Below are 19,528 nucleotides of genomic sequence, written 5' to 3'. Positions count from 1 at the left end.
ATGTTCATTCGAAAAAGGAAAAGCGGATTGATTTTTAAAAATCGGGCACAATACCATAAAATATCATAAATTCACAAATCTTTCCATTTATTGGCAATTTCAATAGTTTTTGATTTTTAAAAATTGCGTCAAAAACTTTTCAAATTGTCTTTCACATCCCAGTCTTTCGGGTTTAATAGAAAAACAGGTTAACTCAGTCCAACTGGTTAATCTCGATCACGTCCCGGGTTTGGCCGGATTCTTTTTTGAAATCTTAAACTAAACCTGAGAAGGCAGACTATAAAAATAATTTAATTTATAAAAATGATTTAATTATTAGAAAATAATGCACAATTAAGTAGTGCAGTGTTATATAAAATAGTTTTAATAATAGAATTAATATACAATTTAAATAATAAAATAATATATGAAAATAATATATAAGAAATTATAATAGATTAATACATAAAAATTAAAAAATTATTATTTCGAAAAAAGCAAATTCAAATTTAAAGGAAGATTTTAAAGGGAAATTCAAACTCGGTCTCCGGGTAATTTGCGAAAAATCAGAAAGAAAACAAAAATCACAATTATTCTGCTCAGCAATGAATAAAAATAGGATTGACAAAAATTTCAATTTATTCCAATTTCAAATCATCTCCAAATCAAATTTCATCATTAAAGGAAACGTGAAACTATCATAAAAATAAAATCGACAAACACGATTCATAAATTAAACTAAATATTTAAAAAATACAAATATTTAAAAATAATCTAAAATCATAAAAATAAAATAATCATAACCAATGTCAACGATTCCATATCATTCAACTTCATCCGAATTTATAAATATAAAATATGAAAAATAATTCATATTTTTTGTTTATTTTAATTCAACTAACCGACTTTTGGTTCTTTATTTTGTTTTTTGTGTTTGCCGGCATTTTGTTTCATAAACATACCTCACGAAATTTGATCAAAATTTCAACTTGTCAATTATTGCCAATTCCGACGTCATAAGACACATTGCATGACAGTCATTGTTTTTGCTTTTCCCCCTTTTGATTTTTCAGCAATCCGGTTTGATTTTAGCGTTTAATTTCACGTTTAATTTCACGTTTAATGTCAACATTTAATGTCAACGTTTAATTTCACGTCTAAATTCAACGTTTAATTTCACATTTTATGTCGAACTTTTAAATCTGCCTTTCTTGTTTTGCGTTTTTTCAAAAACCCCTTTTCAGGAGATTTAATTATGCAAAATGCAGATACGACAAAATATATTATTCAAACAAAAATCAATGCTGATGGCGTTATTGAGCGTCCCGACATTGTCGGTGCGATTTTCGGACAAACGGAAGGACTTCTCGGAACCGATTTGGATTTAAGAGAACTCCAAAAAACAGGCCGTATCGGCCGTATTGAAGTCATGGTTACCACCAAAGGCGGAAAAACACGTGGAAATATTTTCATTCCATCCAGCTTGGACAAAGTCAAAACATCGGTTTTGGCAGCCTCTTTAGAAACAATCGACCGGGTCGGACCATGCATCGCCACCATTGAAGTGATGAAAATCGAAGACGTCCGCGCTGCCAAAAGAACCAACATTATCGAGCGGGCGAAAGAAATTTACAAAACCATGTTTGATGAAGAACTTTTAGAAGCGCAGGAGATTGCCGACGTCATTCGGGAATCCGTGCGTGTGGAAGGCATCACACATTACGGTAAAGGAAAGCTTCCGGCCGGTCCGGAATATGATTCCACCGAAATTATCATCGTCGAAGGACGGGCCGATGTGCTCAACCTGCTAAAATACGGCATCAAAAACACAATCAGTGTCGGTGGAACAAACATTCCGCCGGAAGTCGTGGATTTGGTGAAAGGAAAAACCGTGACGGTTTTCACCGACGGTGACCGTGGCGGTGAATTAATTATCCGGGAACTGATTCAAGTCGCGAAAGTCGACTTTATTGCTCGCCCGCCGGATGGAAAAGCGGTGGAAGACTTGGTGCAAAAGGAAATTATCATGTCCTTGCGCCGCAAAATGCCGCTTGATCAATATGTTGAAAAATTCGGCATTATCCTGCCGTCCAAAAGACCCGGCAAAAATGTGAATGTTGCGGCTCCGGTCCGGGAAAAAGAAGCGGACAAGAGTGTGACCAGCAAACTTTTAGAGAAAAAGACACCCAAGCGCGTCGCTAAAATCCGAAAAACCGCAATGCTTGTCGGCGGCAAAAAACCGGAATTTGAAGACGATGACGAAAGAGAGGAAAAAGAAGTCTTTGACGATGATTTGCCGAAAAATGACTTTAAGGAAACAAGAGCGCCGGAAAGAGAAATTCGGGGAAAAAGAAAGGAATCCGGTGCGGATGATTTGGATGGCTTAATTTCCATTAAATATGTGGACCTGGATGAAGAAGACCATGGCTCCCGGCCTGTTGCCGATGATTTTGAATCCGTTCCGAAAAAAACAACTCGTCCCGCTCGTGACAAATTTGACCGGGAAGAACGGCCGGAACGATCCGAACGGTCCGAGCGGTCCGCCCGCCCGCGTACTGATGACCGCGAGGAATTCTATCCGCCCGAAAAAGAATATCGGGAAGAAAAACCGAAATCTTTGATTCCGCCGCAATATGAAGGTTACATGGCGGAACTGGCCGGAACACTCGGTTCTAAAATTTTGGACCAAAACGATTTCGTTCTTTGCAGCCTCCCGGTTCGGGATTTGGCATCCACTCTTAAAAAAGGATTGGATGGCGCCAAAACGATTGTCTTTGACGGTGTTGTGACACAAAGAATTATTGATATCGCAACCGAACAAGGCATTGAAAAAGTCATCGGACTGAAAATGGGAAATGTCGTCAAAATGCCGGCCAATCTTGAAGTTTTGGTGACTCAAAAATAAGAGTAGACAAAAAAGTTTATTTTTAAAAAAGATTGCTTTGCCGTTTCAAATTTAAGAATCGGCAAATGGCAAAGGCTTTGAAAAAGTCTTTGCCCTTTTTTTGATTCTTAATTTATGGTCGATTTTTAAACCCGCAGGGCGGCTTTTATTCATAACTATTGATTTTTTTAATTTTCTTCATGCTCTTTCAATTATTTTTGATAAAATACCGATGGTATAAAGTGGAATATTGGTCAGCCATTCTTCTTTACGGTAATCCGATAAAGAGATTCGAACCGCTTGTTTTTGATCATATTTTTCGACAAATACTTTCAAACTCTTTGCCTTCAGATTTTCCGCCGATTTGACTTCAATCGGCACGATTTTATTTTTATATTGAACCAAAAAATCGATTTCACCATCCGACCTTTCTGCCGACCAATAATAGATGCTGAAATTGCCGTTCGCAATCATTTGTTGCAAAACAAATTGTTCCGCCTGTATACCCTTAAATTCCGAAAAACCGGATTCATTGTTCAGAATGGTTCGAATATCAAGAGCTCCCATCGCCGACAACAACCCTACATCATTTAAAAACAGCTTAAAGGCACTGAAATCTTCATAGGCTTTCAGCGGCATTCCGGGCTTTTCCACCCGATTTACCTTGTGAATCAAGCCGCAATCTAAAAGCCATTCAATTGCGATTTCAAAATCTTTTGCCCGAGCTCCAGATCGGAGAGCCCCGTAAATAAATTTTTTATTTTCTTTTGCCATTTGGGTCGGAATAGAATTCCAAACCATCCGAACCCGTGGAACAAGCGCTGTCGGAACATGTTTTGAAAAATCTCTTTCGTATGTATTTAAAATCATATTTTGGACCTGGCGGACCTCTGCAAAATTATGTGTTTCAATGAATTTCAAAACTGCTTCCGGCATCCCGCCAATGTAATAATACAGTCTTAAATATTCAATATATTTAGACTTAAAGGTCTTAATAAGCCCCCATTTTTCATCCTGAAGAAGATTTAACAACTCAATTTCTCCAATTGCATTTAAAAATTCAAAGAAGGAAAGCGGACTCAAATTTAAAAGGTCGACTTTTCCGACCGGAAAGGAAGTTCCTTCATGAAGCGCAATTCCCAAAAAAGATCCGGCTGCCATGATATGATGTTCGGGGGCGTTTTCACAAAAATATTTCAAAGAGGAAAGACCTCTTTTAGCTTCTTGAATTTCATCTAAAATAATTAATGTTTTTCCGGGAACGGGTAAAATTTTGGTTTCTGCCTGAAAAGCCTGCAGAATGCGATCTATATCAAAATCTTCCAAAAATATGGATTGCAAATATTCTTTATTTTCAAAATTTATGTAGACATAATTTTCATATTCGAATTCCGCAAAAAATTTCATCAACCATGTTTTACCGACTTGGCGGGCTCCTTGGATAATCAGCGGCTTTCTGTCTTTTTTGTTTTTCCACGCCAAAAGTTCAAAAAATAATGTTCGTTCCATAATAATCCCTCTACCTGTGAATTACATTTTTTCGGACGAAAAGATGTAAAATAATACACTTTTTCGGACGAAAAAGTGAGTTCGAATACATTTTTCATATGTTAGAATTTATAACATTTATACTTAACGTCATCATTAATTTAAAAAAGAAATGAAAAAGAATGAAAAAAGAAATGAAGAAATGAAGAAAAGAGAATTGCAATTCAAAAGCCAAAATTGCAATTCAAAAGCCAAATCTGTAATTTCAAAAATCAAATTTACAAATCGGAAATCGGATATTTATCAATCAACTGACGGTTTTTTGTCAATAAATCATAAACAACGATAAACGGCTCTTCATCAAAACCTTCCGCAAATCCACGGCCGATTAAGAGCGAAATAAAATATTCTTCCCAGCTTTTGAACTGAGATTCCGCCAAAGCCGCTCCTTTTTGCAGATAATACCAAGCATCGGTCTCGCTGATTAAGCCGACATGCGCAAAAACCCGGGCCAAATAACCGATTCGGTCAATATCCCAGCCACCCAATGATTCGCAGCCGTTGACTAAATCTTGTGGAAGTCCCAAAATATCAATGAGGCTGTCCACTGTCAATTCATAATTAACAATATCTTCTTCCGTCAGATTGCAGACGTTTCCGATTTTGTAAGATAAAAAGTCTTCCCGATAAGCTGCCGCATGACCTTCTGCGATGAGCCAATCCATCATTTCAACCGCATCGTCTTTTGTACAAAGATTCCAATCTTCATACAATTCTTCCAGATAATCTTCCACGTCGCCTGTGAGTGCCAGCGTTTCATACAGTTCCCCGTTGGCTCCGGCTAAAACCGCCCCAATCAACAAATATTTTTTCATTTCAGGCGGGACGGGATGAGTTGCCAAAAACTGCTCAATTTCCTCATCGGAAAGCGAATCCTCAACATAAATCAATTCTTCGTAGACTTCGTCCACTTCAATCCCTTCGATGCCGTCAACATCAATTTCACGGACTGAAATTTCATCCATTTTAATATCCGTTACCTTAACACCATCGATATCATACGTATCGATTTTTACATCGACCTCATCGAGACCGGTTTCGTCAATTTCAACTTCGTCAATTTCAACTTCGTCAATTTCAACTTCGTCAATTTCAACTTCGTCAATTTCAACTTCGTCAATTTCAACTTCGTCAATTTTGATTTCATCAATTTTTGTTGTATTCTTCTTACTTTTAACATCCGTTTTTTGTGCTGAAGGCTTCTGATTGCTTGAGTTCTTGGACTTGGATGCCATTTTAATTTCTCCTCATTTAAAAACAAAATTAATTATTTTTAAATTTTTATATAAACAATTATTATATTATTAATACTTTTCCAAACCGATTTTTTAATTCATTAAACCTGCCGACGAATCCCTTTTTTCAAGCATAAGTTTAGCAGCGGATGTTTTAGTTTGATTTTTTTTATTTGCTGGTTATTTAATTTCTTCGATTTTTGGATTATTGTAAGATTTAAATTCTATCAATCCTTTTAGGTTCAATTTAACTCAAATTAAAATACATTAATACCGTCAACCCAAAATGAATTATTCAGGTTTTTGAAATGGACAAATATGACAAAGTGATTGACCTCGCCAAACGGCGCGGATTTTTATGGAATTCATTTGAACTTTACGGCGGAGCCGCCGGTTTTTTTGATTACGGACCGCTGGGCTGCACCGTAAAAAGAAAAATCGAAAGCATTTGGCGTGAATTTTATGTTTTAAACGAAGGCTACATGGAAATTGAAGTGCCGACTATCGGCATTGAAGACATTTTCATCGCCTCCGGACACGTCGGCGGTTTTTCCGACCCGCTTTGCGAATGTACCGGCTGCGCACAGTCATTTCGGGCAGACCATTTGATTGAAGCGATTGGCGTTGAGGGCGCCGGTGCTCTAAATACGGATGAATTGGATGCTTTGATTGAAAAACACAAAATCAAATGTCCGGAATGCGGCGCTGCACTTGGAAAATCTTATGAATTCAATTTGATGTTTCAAACCAAAATCGGACCCGGAATCGGACGTCCGGGTTACTTAAGACCGGAAACAGCACAAGGAATGTTTGTTGATTTCCAGCGCTTGTCACGCTTTTACCGCGAAAAATTGCCGTTTGGTGCCGTTCAAATCGGAAAATCTTACCGGAATGAAATTTCTCCGCGCCAGGGTGTTCTTCGGCTCCGTGAATTTACGCAAGCGGAATGTGAAATTTTTGTTGATCCGAGCCAAAAAAACCACCCCAATTTCCAAAAATACGCTCAACAGAATCTATTTTTGTACCCACAAGCTGAGCAGGAAAAAACGGACGGTTCCGGAAAAACCATTTCGATGACCGTGGAACAGGCCGTCAAAAACGGTGTCATTGCACACGAATTTTTGGCGTATTGCGTTGCGCTCACCAATGATTTTTTGACCCGCGTCGGAATTTCTCCGGACCGACTGCGTTTTAGACAACACCTTAAAGATGAAATGGCGCACTACGCCATGGATTGCTGGGACGCGGAAGTGAAAACCGACCGGTTCGGCTGGGTGGAAGTTGTCGGTATCGCTGACCGGACGGATTACGATTTGAGCGCGCATGCCAAACAAAGCAAAATCGAACTTTCGGTTTATGTGGAGTATCCTGAACCTGTTTTTGAAACCAAATTCGTGGTCAAACCAGACATGGGAAAAATGGGACCGCTCTTTAAAGGAAAAGCCAAAGTCGTCGCCGACAAATTAAAATCCATGACAGAAAAAGAGATCAAAGCCGCAACGACAGGCAATGAAATCGTTTTGACAATGGAATCCGAAACGTTTAAAATTCCCAAAGAAATCGTCGTCTTTGGCGAAGAAACGGCGAAAGTCAGCGGAAAAACAATTGTTCCGCACGTGATTGAGCCGTCGTACGGAATTGACCGGATTACGTATTGTGTGATGGAACATGCGTTTGATGAGGAAGAAATCGAAAAAACCGATTCGGATGATGAAGAGGAAAGTGAAGACAATTCTCAAAGAACGGTCATGAGATTTAAAAATGAAGTGGCGCCGTTCCAAGTTGCAATCCACCCACTCATGGGAAAACCGGCATTGGTTGCGCCAGCCAAGGATTTGTTTAACGAAATCGTCGCCGCCGGTATTATGGCGGATTACGACGAATCCGGAACGATTGGAAAGCGTTACAGAAGAAATGATGAAATTGGAATTCCATTTTCCGTTACCATTGATTTTGAAATTTTGGAAAACAGCACGGTCACCGTTCGTGACCGGGATTCCATGAAACAAATTCGTGTTTCTGCCAATGATTTGGTTCAAATTTTAAAAGATCTGATCCGGGAAAAGAAAACATTTAACGAAAGCGGAAAAGGGCTTTGAATCAAGATAAACGATTCATTCAACCTTTTCACTTTCTTTTTTTATTTTAATTCATTTTTTATTTTTTGTCTCATTTTTTATCTTAGTTTCATTGTTGCTGCCGTTCACGCGTTATAGCGACATATTTTTAAAAAATTTCAAAATCGACCGGTTTGGTTTTCACTTTTATTTTTAATATTTTTACGTTTGTTTGCTTTTTTTCAGCATTACTGCCATCCGCCGCAAAAATCAATGTTCTGACTTGTTTTGGTAAAAAAAATAGAGGTTTTGTTACAAAAATTGAAAAAAAAGAAAAGGAGACAACCCGTTTTTAAAAAACGGGTTGATGAAAATAATGTGGGGGGTTGAAATTTAATATGGTTTACGAAGGGGGTTTAATTTACGGTTTTTGAGGTTTTAATAACATGTCAGTTAAGAAGACAAACTCAAATTTAAAACAATTAAACTTAAGTTAATGATTAGTAGTATTCCAATCTATATAAATATTACTATTTTTACATAATGTTCTATTGATTCTGTTTTTAAAATAAAATTATCATCGACGAAATAGATTTTTAATTTTAATCAATAAAAATTGCATAAATTAAAAAAACGGTGCGTTTTAAAAACTCTCAAAAATCAAAAAGAGCCGGCATTTTTAAAATATTAATAAAATAAAATTTAAAAAAATCAATTGCCGGCAAACCCTCAAAAAAAGTGGAAAAAGGAAAAATCCAAAAACAAAAAATCCAAAAAAAGAAAAAAAGAAGAAGAAAAAGAGAAGAAGAAAAAGAAAAAAAAGAAAATCCAAAAAAAAATCAAAAAAAGAAGAAGAAAAAGAGAATAATGAAAAAAATTAGCAAAATGCGGCGTAATATTCGCCGTGTTTTTCAACCGTCACCGGAATGCCGAAAAGTTTCGTTAAGTTCTCACTCGTTAGGATTTCTTCTTTTTTGCCGTCGGCAAAGATTTTTCCATCCTGAATCAAAACCACTCTTGAAATTTCCGGAATAATATCCGCTAAATCGTGCGTCACCAAAATAACATTTTTGCCGGCCCGGGCAATTTTGCTGATTGTTTTTCGGAATTGAAAAATGGATTTCATGTCCAAACTGTTGGTTGGCTCGTCCAAAATCAACGCTTTCGGGTCATGCACAAGCGCCCTTGCAATGAGAGCTTTTCGGGCCTCACCCGCGGAAATCTTCGTCATGCTTGAAAAAGCCAGATGGTCGATTCCCAAAAATTTCAAAATCTCAAGAACAATGACCTTCATTTCCAGTGTAACATCAAAAATATCGTAAATGCCAATGCTGGAAAAAAACCCGGATAAAACCGTATCAAAAACCGTTGTTTCTAAAAGACAGGTGATTTGAAGGTCGGTTGTGATAATGCCCAACTGTTTTCGAAGGTCAAAAACATTCCAGACATCTTCGCCCATGATTTTTGTCAAAAGGCCGGACGCGTCCGCAATCGGATAATATTCCCGCGTCATGACTTTGATGAGGGAAGACTTGCCGGAACCGTTGGGACCGATAATGGCGATGTGTTCATCGGCCTCGATTCGAAGGGAAATGTCATCCAAAATCCGCCGGTTCTCTTTAATGACGGTCACATGCCGAAAATCAATGACCGGCTCGTTTGCATTTGGCTCAACCATATTTTTATTTCTCTGATTTTTCATTTCTTAAGTTGTAGGCAGTCTTCCCTTCTTCTTATATATTTCTCTGAGTTCTTCTTTTGTTAAAGGGCACTGGACCAAATTGTCGAATTGAGGACGGGTAAGAAAAAGTTGCCGTTTCATTTCCATAATTAGGTCACGACCGTACTCCTTCACCCCATGACTTACAATCGTTGAAATCTCCATTTTTTTTCCATTGTAATAATAAATGTAGTGCTTATGGCCTCTTTTTCGATCTTCCACAAATCCCTTTTTGACCAATGCCGATTCAATTTCTCGTGTTTTATAAGAGCGAAAAGACGTTCTCTTCCTCCGCATATTCTTTCAGCAAATTTCTTAATTGAATTCCGCCAGATGTCAATCTTTTTTTATCCTCAAGAACGTCCGCCTCCCACAAAATAAAAAATTGATATTCCAGGTCTAAAATGGCTTTTTTCAAATCAGGGTCAAATGAAAAAATATTAAACACATCACTTCGAATAACATTTCTACCATTTGAATACCGGACTCTTAATTTCAATGGTTTGGTCAATTTTAACGGAATTTCTTCAAAACAAGCCCATTCAATCAATGTTGTGCGATAAGTCGGTTGTTGTTCTTTCCTCTTTGAGATTTTATTCTTTTGGACGGAAGAAACGTTGTCTGAGTCTTGAAGCATACGAAAACCCTCTCTTGAGGACTTTATTTCTTTGCGGTTTCGAACTAAATAAGTCATTCTCTCATCCCATTTTATCTTTTTTAAATTAAGATTAAATCAAGAGGAGAGGAGGGGTTGATATAACTTTTTAAATAATCTTTGTTTTAATAGAATGTGTTTGTATATAAAACGATATTCTAAAATAATATTCTAAAACAATATTCAAACGGATAACATAACTATTTATTCATTCTCCAATAATAAGTGTGCATGAGGTCTGTCTTAAAACTTGAAGTGGATAAAAACACCACCATTCCATTTGATTACCAATACCATCTGGCGTCCATGATTTACAATTCATTGAACACCGGTGACTTGGAATACGCCAAAAAATTACACGCTTATCAGAAATACAAATTTTTCACATTCTCATGGCTGGATATTCCCAAAAGAACAATTGTTCAAAACAAAGGCATCAAAAGTACCGATGGCGTTGTTTATTTGCAGTTGTCGTCCCCCAACACCGAATTTTTAACCGTTTTTTTGGAGGGGCTTTTCAAGGAACCGGTTTTAAAAATCGGAAACTTTGACGCTTATCCGATGGAAATTCGAATCGAAGAAGAGCCGTCATCTTTCTCCGTTTTAAAAACTATTTCGCCGATTTGCCTTCGGACCCGGGAAAACGTGGACGGAAAGTTGGTTGGCCGGGATTTGCTTCCGAACCATTCCAAATTTTATGAAAATTTAAAAGACAATCTCAAAAAGAAGTACGAGTCCTACTACAATAAGGAATGCAATATGAATTTTGAATTGGAAATATTGTCGGCCGAAGCCAAAAGAATGCAAATCAAAGATACTTTTGTCCGATGCTCCAATTTGATTTTTTCCGTCAGCGGAGACTATGATTTTATAAAATTCGGATACGAATGCGGTTTTGGAGAAAAAAATTCCATGGGATTTGGAATGGTCGCGGAAAAAAAATAATATTCTGAGATGTGGACAGATTCTGAAAAATCGTTGACAGATTCTGAAAATTGTTTTTTAAATTGGATCGTTTTCCCCATAAATTTTACATTTTTTAACAATTTTTTTCATGTTTATCGCCGGAGCGTCAGGTTTTGCCAAAATACTTTTATCCTAAGATTTTAATGATTTCTCGGTTGACTGTATTTTATTCCAATATTTTATTTCAATATTTTATTTCAATATTTTATTCCAATATTTTATTCCAATATTCTATTCAATATTCTATTCAAAACAATCTAATTTGTAATCGGGAGGCAATATTTTGAAATTAATCGGAACGCAAGCGAAAGGAATCAAAGCACCAATTGTCAAAGAAGGAGACGACTTGGTTAAAATCGTGACGGAAAGCGTCATTTCCGCGGCGAAAGCCGAAAACTTTTTCTTATCGGATGGCGACGTTGTGGGTGTGACAGAAGCGGTGGTCGCCCGGACGCAAGGAAATTACGCCACGATCGACCAGTTGGCCAAAGATGTCCGGAAAAAGTATCCGGATGGCGTCGTTGGAGTTTTGTTTCCGATTCTCAGCCGCAACCGGTTTGCGATCATGCTCAAAGGAATCGCCCGCGGTGTTTCAAAAATGTATTTGGTTTTGAGCTACCCAAACGATGAAGTCGGAAATGAATTGGTCAGTTTGGATCAAATCGAAAAAGCCGGCATCAATCCGTACAGTGACGTTTTATCGGAGGCTGAATTTAGAAAATATTTCGGTTCCGTCAAACACCCGTACACCGGTGTTGATTATGTGGAATATTACAAGAGTTTGGCCGACAACGACAATATTGAAATCATTTTTGCGAACAACCCAAGAGCGGTTTTGAAATACACATCGCACGTCCTGACCGCTGAAATCCACAACCGTGCCCGAACCAAAAAGATTCTTAAAGAAGCCAGCGCAAAAACCGTTTACGGCCTGGATGATCTGCTCACCAAATCCGTCGACGGCAGCGGTTGCAACCCGGATTTCGGAATTTTGGGCGCGAACAAGGCCACCGAAGAAACCATCAAATTATTCCCACGCGATTGCGACGTTTTTGTAAACAAAGTACAAGCCGAATTTAAAAAATTGACCGGAAAAACAATTGAAGTGATGGTGTACGGCGACGGCGCTTTTAAGGATCCGGTGTGTGGAATTTGGGAGTTGGCCGACCCGGTCGTCTCACCCGGATTTACAAAAGGACTTCTCGGAACGCCGAATGAATTGAAATTGAAATATTTGGCCGACAACGAATTTAAAAATTTAAAAGGCGACGAACTCAAAGCCGCTCTTTGCGACAGCATCCGCTGCAAAAAAGATTTAACCGGAAAAATGGAATCTCAGGGGACAACGCCTCGCCGGTATGTGGATTTAATCGGCAGTTTGTGTGATTTGACCAGCGGAAGCGGAGACAAGGGAACACCGATTGTTCTTGTCCAGAATTACTTTGACAATTACGCAACGGAATAACCTTCTGTTGCTTTTGATTTTTGTTTGTTTTTGATTTCCTTGTTTTGTTTTTTGTTTAGTGCCGCCGTGCGCGCATTATGGCGGCAAATTTTTTAAAAATTTTGACAAAAACCGTGGGATGGTTTTTAATTTTAGATTTGTTGCAATTGTTTACAGTTTTAGGATTACTGCGACTGTTAACAGTTTTAGGATTGCTGCATTTTTTTCATCAATTTATCTTTCCAGATGAACAGTTCGAGAAATTCGGATGCGGGAACGCATTCGAATTTTCGGGAGGGTTTGTATGGAAAGAAAGAAAACAGAAATAATATGAATAAAAACGAAAAAAAATAAAGGATAATGAATCAAACCCTCCATTTTTAATTATTTTTGAGTTTCCAGTGTTTTTGACAAATCAACATACCAAGCCGCATTTTTAATTGTTTCCTCAATTTCCAGGTCCGTCACTTCTCGAACCACTTTGCCGGGAACACCCAACACCAAACTTCTGGGCGGGATGACTTTGCCGGCCGGAACAAGCGCATTCGCGCCGATAATGCTTCCTTCTCCGATGATCGCTTTATCAAGAACAGTGGAATTCATACCGATGAGCACATTGTCTTCAATAATGCAGCCGTGAATGACCGCACAATGTCCAACTGTCACGTTTTTGCCGATGATCACCGGACAGTCAAATGCGCTGTGCAAAACACAATTGTCTTGAATGTTGCTGTTTTCACCGATTTTCATTTTTGCGGCGTCGGCCCGAATGACCGCCCCATACCAAACACTTGTGTTCTTTTCAAATTCGACATCCCCAACAACTGTTGCATTTTTCGCGATTCTAAGCATTTATTTTTCTCCTTTCATGAATTCAATTTGACTATTTGACTTATTTATTTCTACCAATATTTTTATTTTGTTTTGATTATATTAATAAATTTCGTTAAAATAATCCGGCCAATTGTTTTCTTAAAAATGAAATATTTCCGGAATTGGAATATTTCCGAAATTTAGAATTTTCGGAATTAAAATATTCCGGAAACAATGTTTCTTATAATTTCAACGATATCAATGTCGGAAAGTTGCAAAACAACATAAGCGCCGATGAAAGTTCCAATCATGCTTCCGACATTGGCAAGCGCCGCAACGAGAATAACTTTGAAGAATGGATTTCTATTCATCTCGCTAAATGTTTCGACATTCATTAATTTTCCAAGATCTTCCGTTGTTGGTTTTCTGTATGCCGCTTCCGCAAGGCCCGCAAACCATCCCGCCGCTACAAGCGGATTTAAGGAGGTGAACCAAGCCAACAGGAAAGCAATGGCTGCCGATTTCAAGCGACCGCCGGCCAATATGACACCGGCTGCGCTGAGCGTTCCATTAATGAGGAACCAGCTGGCAAAAGCAATAAAAAGCGTTTCCGGCGTCATATCCGGATAAGTAATGACTTTGTAAATGATGTACAAAAACGCTAACAAAACTAATCCGATGAGGAGATAGCTGATGGTTTTTAAAATCCCGAACCGCTTTTTGGGAACGACGACCAATTCGGACAAGTCCGGAATTTGAGCCGGATTTTGAAGATAATTCACAACGCCTTGACGATGTCCGGCACCGATGACGACCACAATTTTTTTGCCGGGACCGGCTGCTTTAATGGTCCGGATAATGCTGCCCGCCAAATACGCGTCTCTCTCATCAATCAAAACTGATGCGGCCGTCGGCGAAAATTTTCGGAATTCCTCAATCAGCGTAGAAACAACATCTTGGTCCGTCATGGAATCCAATGTGAATTCCGCCATTTCTCCTTGGTTTCCAATTCCGAAATAGCCGGCGACTAAAGTGTAGAGCATTTTGGTTTTTTCCCAAAAACTCATTTTCGCAATGAAGCGTTTAAACGTGATTTGAATATCCCGATCAATTAACGCCAAATCCGCGCCTATTTCCTGTGCTCCATCAATTGCAGCAAACATTTCCGTTCCGGGTGGAACACCCATTTGTTCGCCCATTTTTTTCTGGATGTAAGCCAAAAGTCCGTACAACAAATAATAAAAAGTCTGACCGGGAGAGAGAATATCTTTGAAAGACACTTCTTTTTTCTGATCCGGCTCCATGATGCTTTTATAACGGTTGGCACAAAGTTCAACAGCAACAATATCCGGTTTTTCCCGTTCAATTGTTTCCTTTACTTCCTTAACACTTTTTTCAGAGACGTGAGCCGTCCCGATAATAATAATTTTTGTTGGTTCGGTGATTTTTTGTGTGGAAAGCGGAATTCCTGATAAATCGGTCGATTTGGACTCCGGAGAATATTCCGGCAAAACCGGATCAGGAATAACCGGAACAAAAACATCGGAAATTTCCAAAGATGAATTTGGATTTGAACTTGAACCGGCATTTGGATCTGAACTTGAATCAGCATTTGGATTTGAACTTGAACCGGCATTTGGATTTGAGCTTGAATCAGCATCAGAAATAAAAGCCGAATCGGATTCTGTTGAAGAGACAGAGAAATTATTGGAATTTATTTCGGAAGAGGAAACAAAGATGGTTTTTTTTGCATCTTTATTGTCTTGGTTATTTTCAGAATTATCTTCAGAACTATTTTCAAATTCGTTTTTCATGATAGGTCCGGATCCATGATTTATTTTTCCTGAAATGTTAAAGTTATATTTGAAAAAATCAAGTTTATTATTTTATTTGGAATATTTCTTATTGTATTTAAATAGGTCCATTTGTTCAAATGAAATTGAACTTTTACTTAATTCTCAATTGAATTATCCCAACGGATTAAAATTTGAAATAGTCTTAAAACGTTGGTTTTGGGACTTCTTTCATTTTTATTCTTTTTATTTTTATATTACATTAGAATATTATAACCCCTTTGTTTCGTCTGGAAAGTATATAAAGGGACCTGCCCCTTTGATTTCCTCTGAAAAGATAGATTTTAGAAAAATCAAACGCAAAAAAAGAAAAATGAAATTTCATTTATTTTTTGATGAAATTCAATGTTGTTTTGTTATGGAATTTTTTGTATTTATAGTTTTTGAAAAAATTTATAAAATTTTAAATTTTTTTTAAAGTTTTTATTAGAAAATAACAATTGTTTTAAAAATCAGTAGCTGTTACCATCTTTGTTTTTTAAATATTAATTTTCCGGATTCTTTTTTTCCGATTTTTTCCTGGAATTTTTTCCAACCCTCTCCATTGGAAATTAAAGGGTCTGGTTTTTATCCATTCATTTATTCATCCGGATTATTTTCTTCTTCAATTTCTTTTTTCGGATTATTTTAATTTCCTTTTTCGGCTTATTTTTGATTTCCTTTTCGGATTTTTTTTGATTTCCTTTTCAGATTTTTTTGATTTCCTTTTCCTTATTTACTCTTCCGGATTATCTTCTTTCTCGATTCCGTTTCGGACAAAAACCCCGACGCCATAATTTCCGGTCATAATTTCATCCGGGGAAAGCGCAAGTTGACCGGTCGCGATTAAACGGTCATTCCGGTCGGTAATTAAAACTTCTTCTTTTGCGCGAAGTGTGGAATCAATGGAGATGATATGTTTTGCAAAAGCGGTTTTTCCTTTGGAAACAAAGGGTACGGCATCATCGCAAACAACAACGCGAAGGGCAGGAGCTTTCAAAAAAAGATGAATTCTTGAGGCACCTTTCATACTGAGCGTAAAGAATCCGTCTTTTGCGCGCACGGTGGCCAATCTTTCACCATCGGAACGAATTTGACGGATCCGCTTGGTTTTGGAAAGTAAAAAAGTCACATGATCATCAAAAAGAACTTTCCCAACACCTTTCCCAAATTGGTAATCCGCCATCATACGCACACGTTTCAATCTTGTGTTGAGGTTGGTGAAATTTTTAAAATCATTTAAATCGTTATCGGTTTGGCGGACTGAATTATTGTCCATATCGCTTTTTGAATCATCAGAAGTCATAAAAATTAAAAAGCGTCAATACATTTAAATTCATTTCGCAGATAAAATCATTCATATGACCGACGTGATTATTCTTTGGGACAAACCGGTTTATTTTGAAAGATTGTTCCAAGAATATGGAATCAACACAATTACCGCAATGCCGGGTTCTCTAAATTCTCCACATCTGGCTCCGGCAAAAATGATTTTAATTCCAGCCGGATTCTTATCCGAAAAGGCAATTTCGGCAGGACTTAATCAAAAAAAAGTCATCGACAAACTGAAGAACTTTGTTGAAAACGGCGGGACACTCCTGATTTTTTCACCCATGGCGGATTCGGATTTTTCATGGCTAAGCTTGCCGGTCCGATACAAAAGAGAAGATATTTTTCTGTCGGAAAATTCTCTGTCAGAAAGCGGCTTATCTGAAAAAAATCCGCTTGAAAAGAATCCGTTGGAAAATAAAGCGGCGGATTTGTTATTAAATCCGGATTTGGATGAATATTTTTGTGACGGATATTTTGAAAATCTTTCCGAAAAATCAATTTTTTCCGATTTTGAATCTAACGAAAAAGTAATGGATTCAGCTTTAATTTCTGTTCTGAAAACCGATTGCAAAAACCGCCCGGTTCATCTCCGAATTGGTCAGGGAAAGGGACAAATTATTCTGTCAACCGTTCATGAATTTTTTTCAAAAAAATATTTTAAATCTCTTTTGACAAATCAAAAAATAAAAATATGATAAAAAACAAAAACGAAGGAATGAAATAAAAACAAAAACGAAAATGGGAGAAAGTGGAATGAAATATAAATGATTATATGAATATAATTGGAATATGATTATAATTTTTACAGGAAAAATAAATATGAATAAAACTAATCCTTCATCTGATTCTGATTCTGATTCTGTCATTCATGTTTTGGACAAGGACACCATTAATAAAATTGCAGCCGGTGAAGTCATTGAGTTGCCGGCATCTGTTGTCAAAGAGCTGGTCGACAATTCTATTGACGCCGGTGCGAAAAACATTTACATCGAACTCAAAGACAGCGGCAAAAAGATGATTCTGGTTCGAGACGACGGAAAAGGAATGTCCCAAAAAGATGCCGTTTTGTCTTACAAAAAACATGCCACCAGCAAACTCAGAAACGCCGCCGATTTGGAAAGCATTTCCACATTGGGATTTCGCGGGGAAGCTTTGTCATCTATCGGGGCCGTGTCCAAATTCGAACTCATCACAAAAAGAAAAAATGATGCGGTCGGAACACGTATCTATTTGGAAGAAGGAAAAAAACCGGAAGTATCAAGTATCGGCGCCCCGGCCGGAACAACCGTTTGCGCGGCGGATTTATTTTACAACACACCGGCACGGCTTAAATACTTGAAAAGTGATGCCACCGAACTCTCTCACGTTGTGTCCATTGTTGGTGATTTGATTTTAGCAAACGAAGGCATCTCTTTTACACTCGTCAATAACAATAAAACCATTCTTAAAAGCGCATCCTCCGATTTGTTCAATTCCATCGTCAATATTTTAGGTCACGAAGTTGCCCGAATTATGATTCCGTTGGAGCCGGCATCTGGGACGCCGTCTGCCGCATCGTCTGGTATATTGTCTGTCACACCATCTTCCGCATCTGTTTCATCGACAGCCTCACCGGTTGTTGAAATTTCCGGCTACATTTCCAAACCGGAATATACAAAATCAGCAGCGGACAACATGTATTTCATTGTCAATGACCGCCCGATTTCATCCAAAGAACTCATAAAAGCGGTCCGCCTCGGTTATTATACAAAAATTCCCAACAACCGCTATCCGGCAGTTGTTATCCGGCTTTTGGTCGACCCCAAAGAAGTGGACATCAATGTTCATCCTCAAAAAATTGAAGTCCGTTTCCAAAATGAAAAAGAAATTCTTAAAACGGTTTTAGAAGCGGTTGAAAGAACACTAAAAGCATTCGAACTGGCACCTCAAATCAAAGCAAAAGACGTGAAAAAAGTCATTGAAAAATCATTTTCCGATTACGGACAAAAACCGGAGATTTCAAAATCAAAAATCAATGAAAAAATATCCGGCAGACTTGATGAAAAATCCATCATCGCCAAAGACCCGTCCGAAACATATGTTTCCGGTCCGCCAACCGGAAAACCCTATTCTGCGTCTGCGAAAGATATGGAAAAACCCTATGTTGCGCCTTCGAAAGATACGGAAAAACCCTATGTTGCGCCTGCGAAAGATACGGAAAAACCCTATGTTTCGTCTGCGAAAGATACGGAAAAACCCTATGTTTCGTCTGCGAAAGATACGGAAAAACCCTATGTTGCGCCTGCGAAAGATACGGAAAAATCCTATGTTGCGCCTGCGAAAGATACGGAAAAACCCTATGTTGCGTCTGCGAAAGATACGGAAAAAAGAATTAAGGCAACGGAGCGCTTGTTATTTGCGGCCTCTTCCAAACACCCGGACGGTTCAAAAAAATCAAAAGCGGAATCCTCGGAAATTGATTTGTTGGAAAACATCCAAATCGTTGGGCAGATTTCTAATCTTTACATTTTGGCGGAAAAGGACGGCGGTCTTTTGATGATTGACCAGCATGCCGCACACGAGCGAATTTTTTATGATTTGTTCAAAAGCATGGGATCGAATTCTGTTCAGGAACTCATATCGCCCGCAGTCATCCATTTGTCGCTGAAAGAAAAAATTCTGATGGAAGAATACATTCCGCTTTTGGAAGACGTCGGCTTTGGAATTTCGGAATTTGGGGACAACTCTTATGCCATTAGTTTTATGCCGTTGATTTTCGGCCGGATGGAAGACGTGTCGGTGGTTCATGAACTCATTTCCGATATTTTGTCATTTGGAAAAATCAAAGATGAATCCGGCACCCGGGAAAATATTATCAAAAGAATGGCTTGCCGGGCAGCGATTAAGGCCGGCGCGAACTGCACCATGGAACAAATGCAAAGTCTGATTCAGCAGCTCAAAATGACCGAAAATCCCTATTCTTGTCCGCATGGAAGGCCAACCATATTAATTTTTTCCAAAAAAGAAATCGAAAAAATGTTTGAGCGAACATAACAGAAACAAAAAAGACAAAAGTGGCATCAG

At 38.1% G+C, this 19,528-nt stretch carries 14 protein-coding genes; 6 read left to right on the top strand and 8 right to left on the bottom strand.

Annotated elements, in window-relative coordinates:
• The first annotated feature begins 1,234 nt into the window (after positions 1 to 1,234).
• On the top strand, positions 1,235 to 2,884 hold the full coding sequence (gene dnaG, locus MsAm2_RS00155; RefSeq protein WP_338097809.1) for a DNA primase DnaG: 1,650 nt from the start codon (positions 1,235 to 1,237) through the stop codon (positions 2,882 to 2,884).
• 177 nt (positions 2,885 to 3,061) lie between these two features.
• Here the strand turns inward: dnaG and MsAm2_RS00150 are convergent, their stop codons facing one another.
• Entirely contained in the window at positions 3,062 to 4,372 is a 1,311-nt protein-coding gene (locus MsAm2_RS00150; protein ID WP_338097808.1) for an ATP-binding protein, read from the bottom strand.
• A 257-nt stretch (positions 4,373 to 4,629) separates the two neighbouring features.
• On the bottom strand, positions 4,630 to 5,646 hold the full coding sequence (locus tag MsAm2_RS00145; RefSeq protein ID WP_338097807.1) for a DUF1266 domain-containing protein: 1,017 nt from the start codon (positions 5,644 to 5,646) through the stop codon (positions 4,630 to 4,632).
• 308 nt (positions 5,647 to 5,954) lie between these two features.
• Between MsAm2_RS00145 and glyS the strand changes: the two genes are divergently transcribed.
• Entirely contained in the window at positions 5,955 to 7,745 is a 1,791-nt protein-coding gene (glyS, locus tag MsAm2_RS00140; RefSeq protein WP_338097806.1) for a glycine--tRNA ligase, read from the top strand.
• A gap of 835 nt (positions 7,746 to 8,580) precedes the next feature.
• Here glyS and MsAm2_RS00135 read toward each other — a convergent pair.
• Genes MsAm2_RS00135 through MsAm2_RS00130 form a run of 3 tightly spaced genes read right to left on the bottom strand, consistent with a single transcriptional unit; the run spans position 8,581 to position 10,060 of the window.
• Positions 8,581 to 9,381, bottom strand: a complete 801-nt coding sequence (locus tag MsAm2_RS00135) for an ABC transporter ATP-binding protein (RefSeq protein ID WP_338097805.1) — start codon at positions 9,379 to 9,381, stop codon at positions 8,581 to 8,583.
• 27 nt (positions 9,382 to 9,408) lie between these two features.
• Positions 9,409 to 9,720, bottom strand: coding sequence for a type II toxin-antitoxin system HicA family toxin (locus tag MsAm2_RS08325; protein ID WP_420846965.1), 312 nt, complete (start codon positions 9,718 to 9,720; stop codon positions 9,409 to 9,411).
• On the bottom strand, positions 9,686 to 10,060 hold the full coding sequence (locus tag MsAm2_RS00130; protein WP_338097804.1) for a hypothetical protein: 375 nt from the start codon (positions 10,058 to 10,060) through the stop codon (positions 9,686 to 9,688). Before MsAm2_RS00130 ends, MsAm2_RS08325 begins: the two co-directional genes overlap by 35 nt.
• A 249-nt stretch (positions 10,061 to 10,309) precedes the next feature.
• Here MsAm2_RS00130 and cas6 point away from each other — a divergent pair, with 249 nt between their 5' ends.
• Both cas6 and MsAm2_RS00120 read left to right on the top strand, forming a co-directional pair.
• Positions 10,310 to 11,023: a CRISPR-associated endoribonuclease Cas6 gene (gene cas6, locus MsAm2_RS00125; RefSeq protein ID WP_338098533.1), complete on the top strand. Its 714-nt coding sequence runs from the start codon at positions 10,310 to 10,312 to the stop codon at positions 11,021 to 11,023.
• 304 nt (positions 11,024 to 11,327) lie between these two features.
• Positions 11,328 to 12,509 carry a coenzyme F420-0:L-glutamate ligase gene (locus MsAm2_RS00120; RefSeq protein ID WP_338097803.1) on the top strand — a complete coding sequence of 394 codons (1,182 nt, stop codon included), beginning with the start codon at positions 11,328 to 11,330 and terminating at the stop codon, positions 12,507 to 12,509.
• Positions 12,510 to 12,872: 363 nt separating this feature from the next.
• Here the strand turns inward: MsAm2_RS00120 and MsAm2_RS00115 are convergent, their stop codons facing one another.
• The 3 genes from MsAm2_RS00115 to MsAm2_RS00105 all read right to left on the bottom strand — a co-directional run bounded on the left by MsAm2_RS00115 (position 12,873) and on the right by MsAm2_RS00105 (position 16,322).
• Positions 12,873 to 13,340 (bottom strand): gamma carbonic anhydrase family protein, encoded by a 468-nt coding sequence (locus MsAm2_RS00115; protein WP_338097802.1) that lies wholly within the window; start codon positions 13,338 to 13,340, stop codon positions 12,873 to 12,875.
• Between the two features lie 176 nt (positions 13,341 to 13,516).
• Entirely contained in the window at positions 13,517 to 15,115 is a 1,599-nt protein-coding gene (locus MsAm2_RS00110) for a TraB/GumN family protein (protein WP_338097801.1), read from the bottom strand.
• A gap of 754 nt (positions 15,116 to 15,869) precedes the next feature.
• Positions 15,870 to 16,322, bottom strand: coding sequence for a PUA domain-containing protein (locus MsAm2_RS00105; RefSeq protein ID WP_338098532.1), 453 nt, complete (start codon positions 16,320 to 16,322; stop codon positions 15,870 to 15,872).
• Between the two features lie 172 nt (positions 16,323 to 16,494).
• On the opposite strand from MsAm2_RS00105, the gene MsAm2_RS00100 reads away from it, so the two are divergent.
• Both MsAm2_RS00100 and mutL read left to right on the top strand, forming a co-directional pair.
• Positions 16,495 to 17,160, top strand: a complete 666-nt coding sequence (locus MsAm2_RS00100) for a hypothetical protein (RefSeq protein WP_338097800.1) — start codon at positions 16,495 to 16,497, stop codon at positions 17,158 to 17,160.
• Between the two features lie 124 nt (positions 17,161 to 17,284).
• Positions 17,285 to 19,498 carry a DNA mismatch repair endonuclease MutL gene (gene mutL / locus MsAm2_RS00095; RefSeq protein ID WP_338097799.1) on the top strand — a complete coding sequence of 738 codons (2,214 nt, stop codon included), beginning with the start codon at positions 17,285 to 17,287 and terminating at the stop codon, positions 19,496 to 19,498.
• Positions 19,499 to 19,528 lie beyond the last annotated feature (30 nt).

Source organism: Methanolapillus ohkumae (genome assembly GCF_032594355.1).
GTDB classification, from domain to species: Archaea; Halobacteriota; Methanosarcinia; order Methanosarcinales; family Methanosarcinaceae; genus Methanolapillus; species Methanolapillus ohkumae.
The sequence above is the reverse complement of the archived record's forward strand: the minus strand, read 5'-3'. Positions and strand labels throughout refer to the sequence as shown.

Coding starts and splice junctions, on each gene's coding strand:
- dnaG (WP_338097809.1), top strand. CDS start 1,235: ATGCAAAATGCAGATACGACAAAATATATTATTCAAACAAAAATCAAT.
- MsAm2_RS00150 (WP_338097808.1), bottom strand. CDS start 4,372: ATGGAACGAACATTATTTTTTGAACTTTTGGCGTGGAAAAACAAAAAA.
- MsAm2_RS00145 (WP_338097807.1), bottom strand. CDS start 5,646: ATGGCATCCAAGTCCAAGAACTCAAGCAATCAGAAGCCTTCAGCACAA.
- glyS (WP_338097806.1), top strand. CDS start 5,955: ATGGACAAATATGACAAAGTGATTGACCTCGCCAAACGGCGCGGATTT.
- MsAm2_RS00135 (WP_338097805.1), bottom strand. CDS start 9,381: ATGGTTGAGCCAAATGCAAACGAGCCGGTCATTGATTTTCGGCATGTG.
- MsAm2_RS08325 (WP_420846965.1), bottom strand. CDS start 9,720: ATGCGGAGGAAGAGAACGTCTTTTCGCTCTTATAAAACACGAGAAATT.
- MsAm2_RS00130 (WP_338097804.1), bottom strand. CDS start 10,060: ATGCTTCAAGACTCAGACAACGTTTCTTCCGTCCAAAAGAATAAAATC.
- cas6 (WP_338098533.1), top strand. CDS start 10,310: ATGAGGTCTGTCTTAAAACTTGAAGTGGATAAAAACACCACCATTCCA.
- MsAm2_RS00115 (WP_338097802.1), bottom strand. CDS start 13,340: ATGCTTAGAATCGCGAAAAATGCAACAGTTGTTGGGGATGTCGAATTT.
- MsAm2_RS00110 (WP_338097801.1), bottom strand. CDS start 15,115: ATGAAAAACGAATTTGAAAATAGTTCTGAAGATAATTCTGAAAATAAC.
- MsAm2_RS00105 (WP_338098532.1), bottom strand. CDS start 16,322: ATGATGGCGGATTACCAATTTGGGAAAGGTGTTGGGAAAGTTCTTTTT.
- MsAm2_RS00100 (WP_338097800.1), top strand. CDS start 16,495: ATGACCGACGTGATTATTCTTTGGGACAAACCGGTTTATTTTGAAAGA.
- mutL (WP_338097799.1), top strand. CDS start 17,285: ATGAATAAAACTAATCCTTCATCTGATTCTGATTCTGATTCTGTCATT.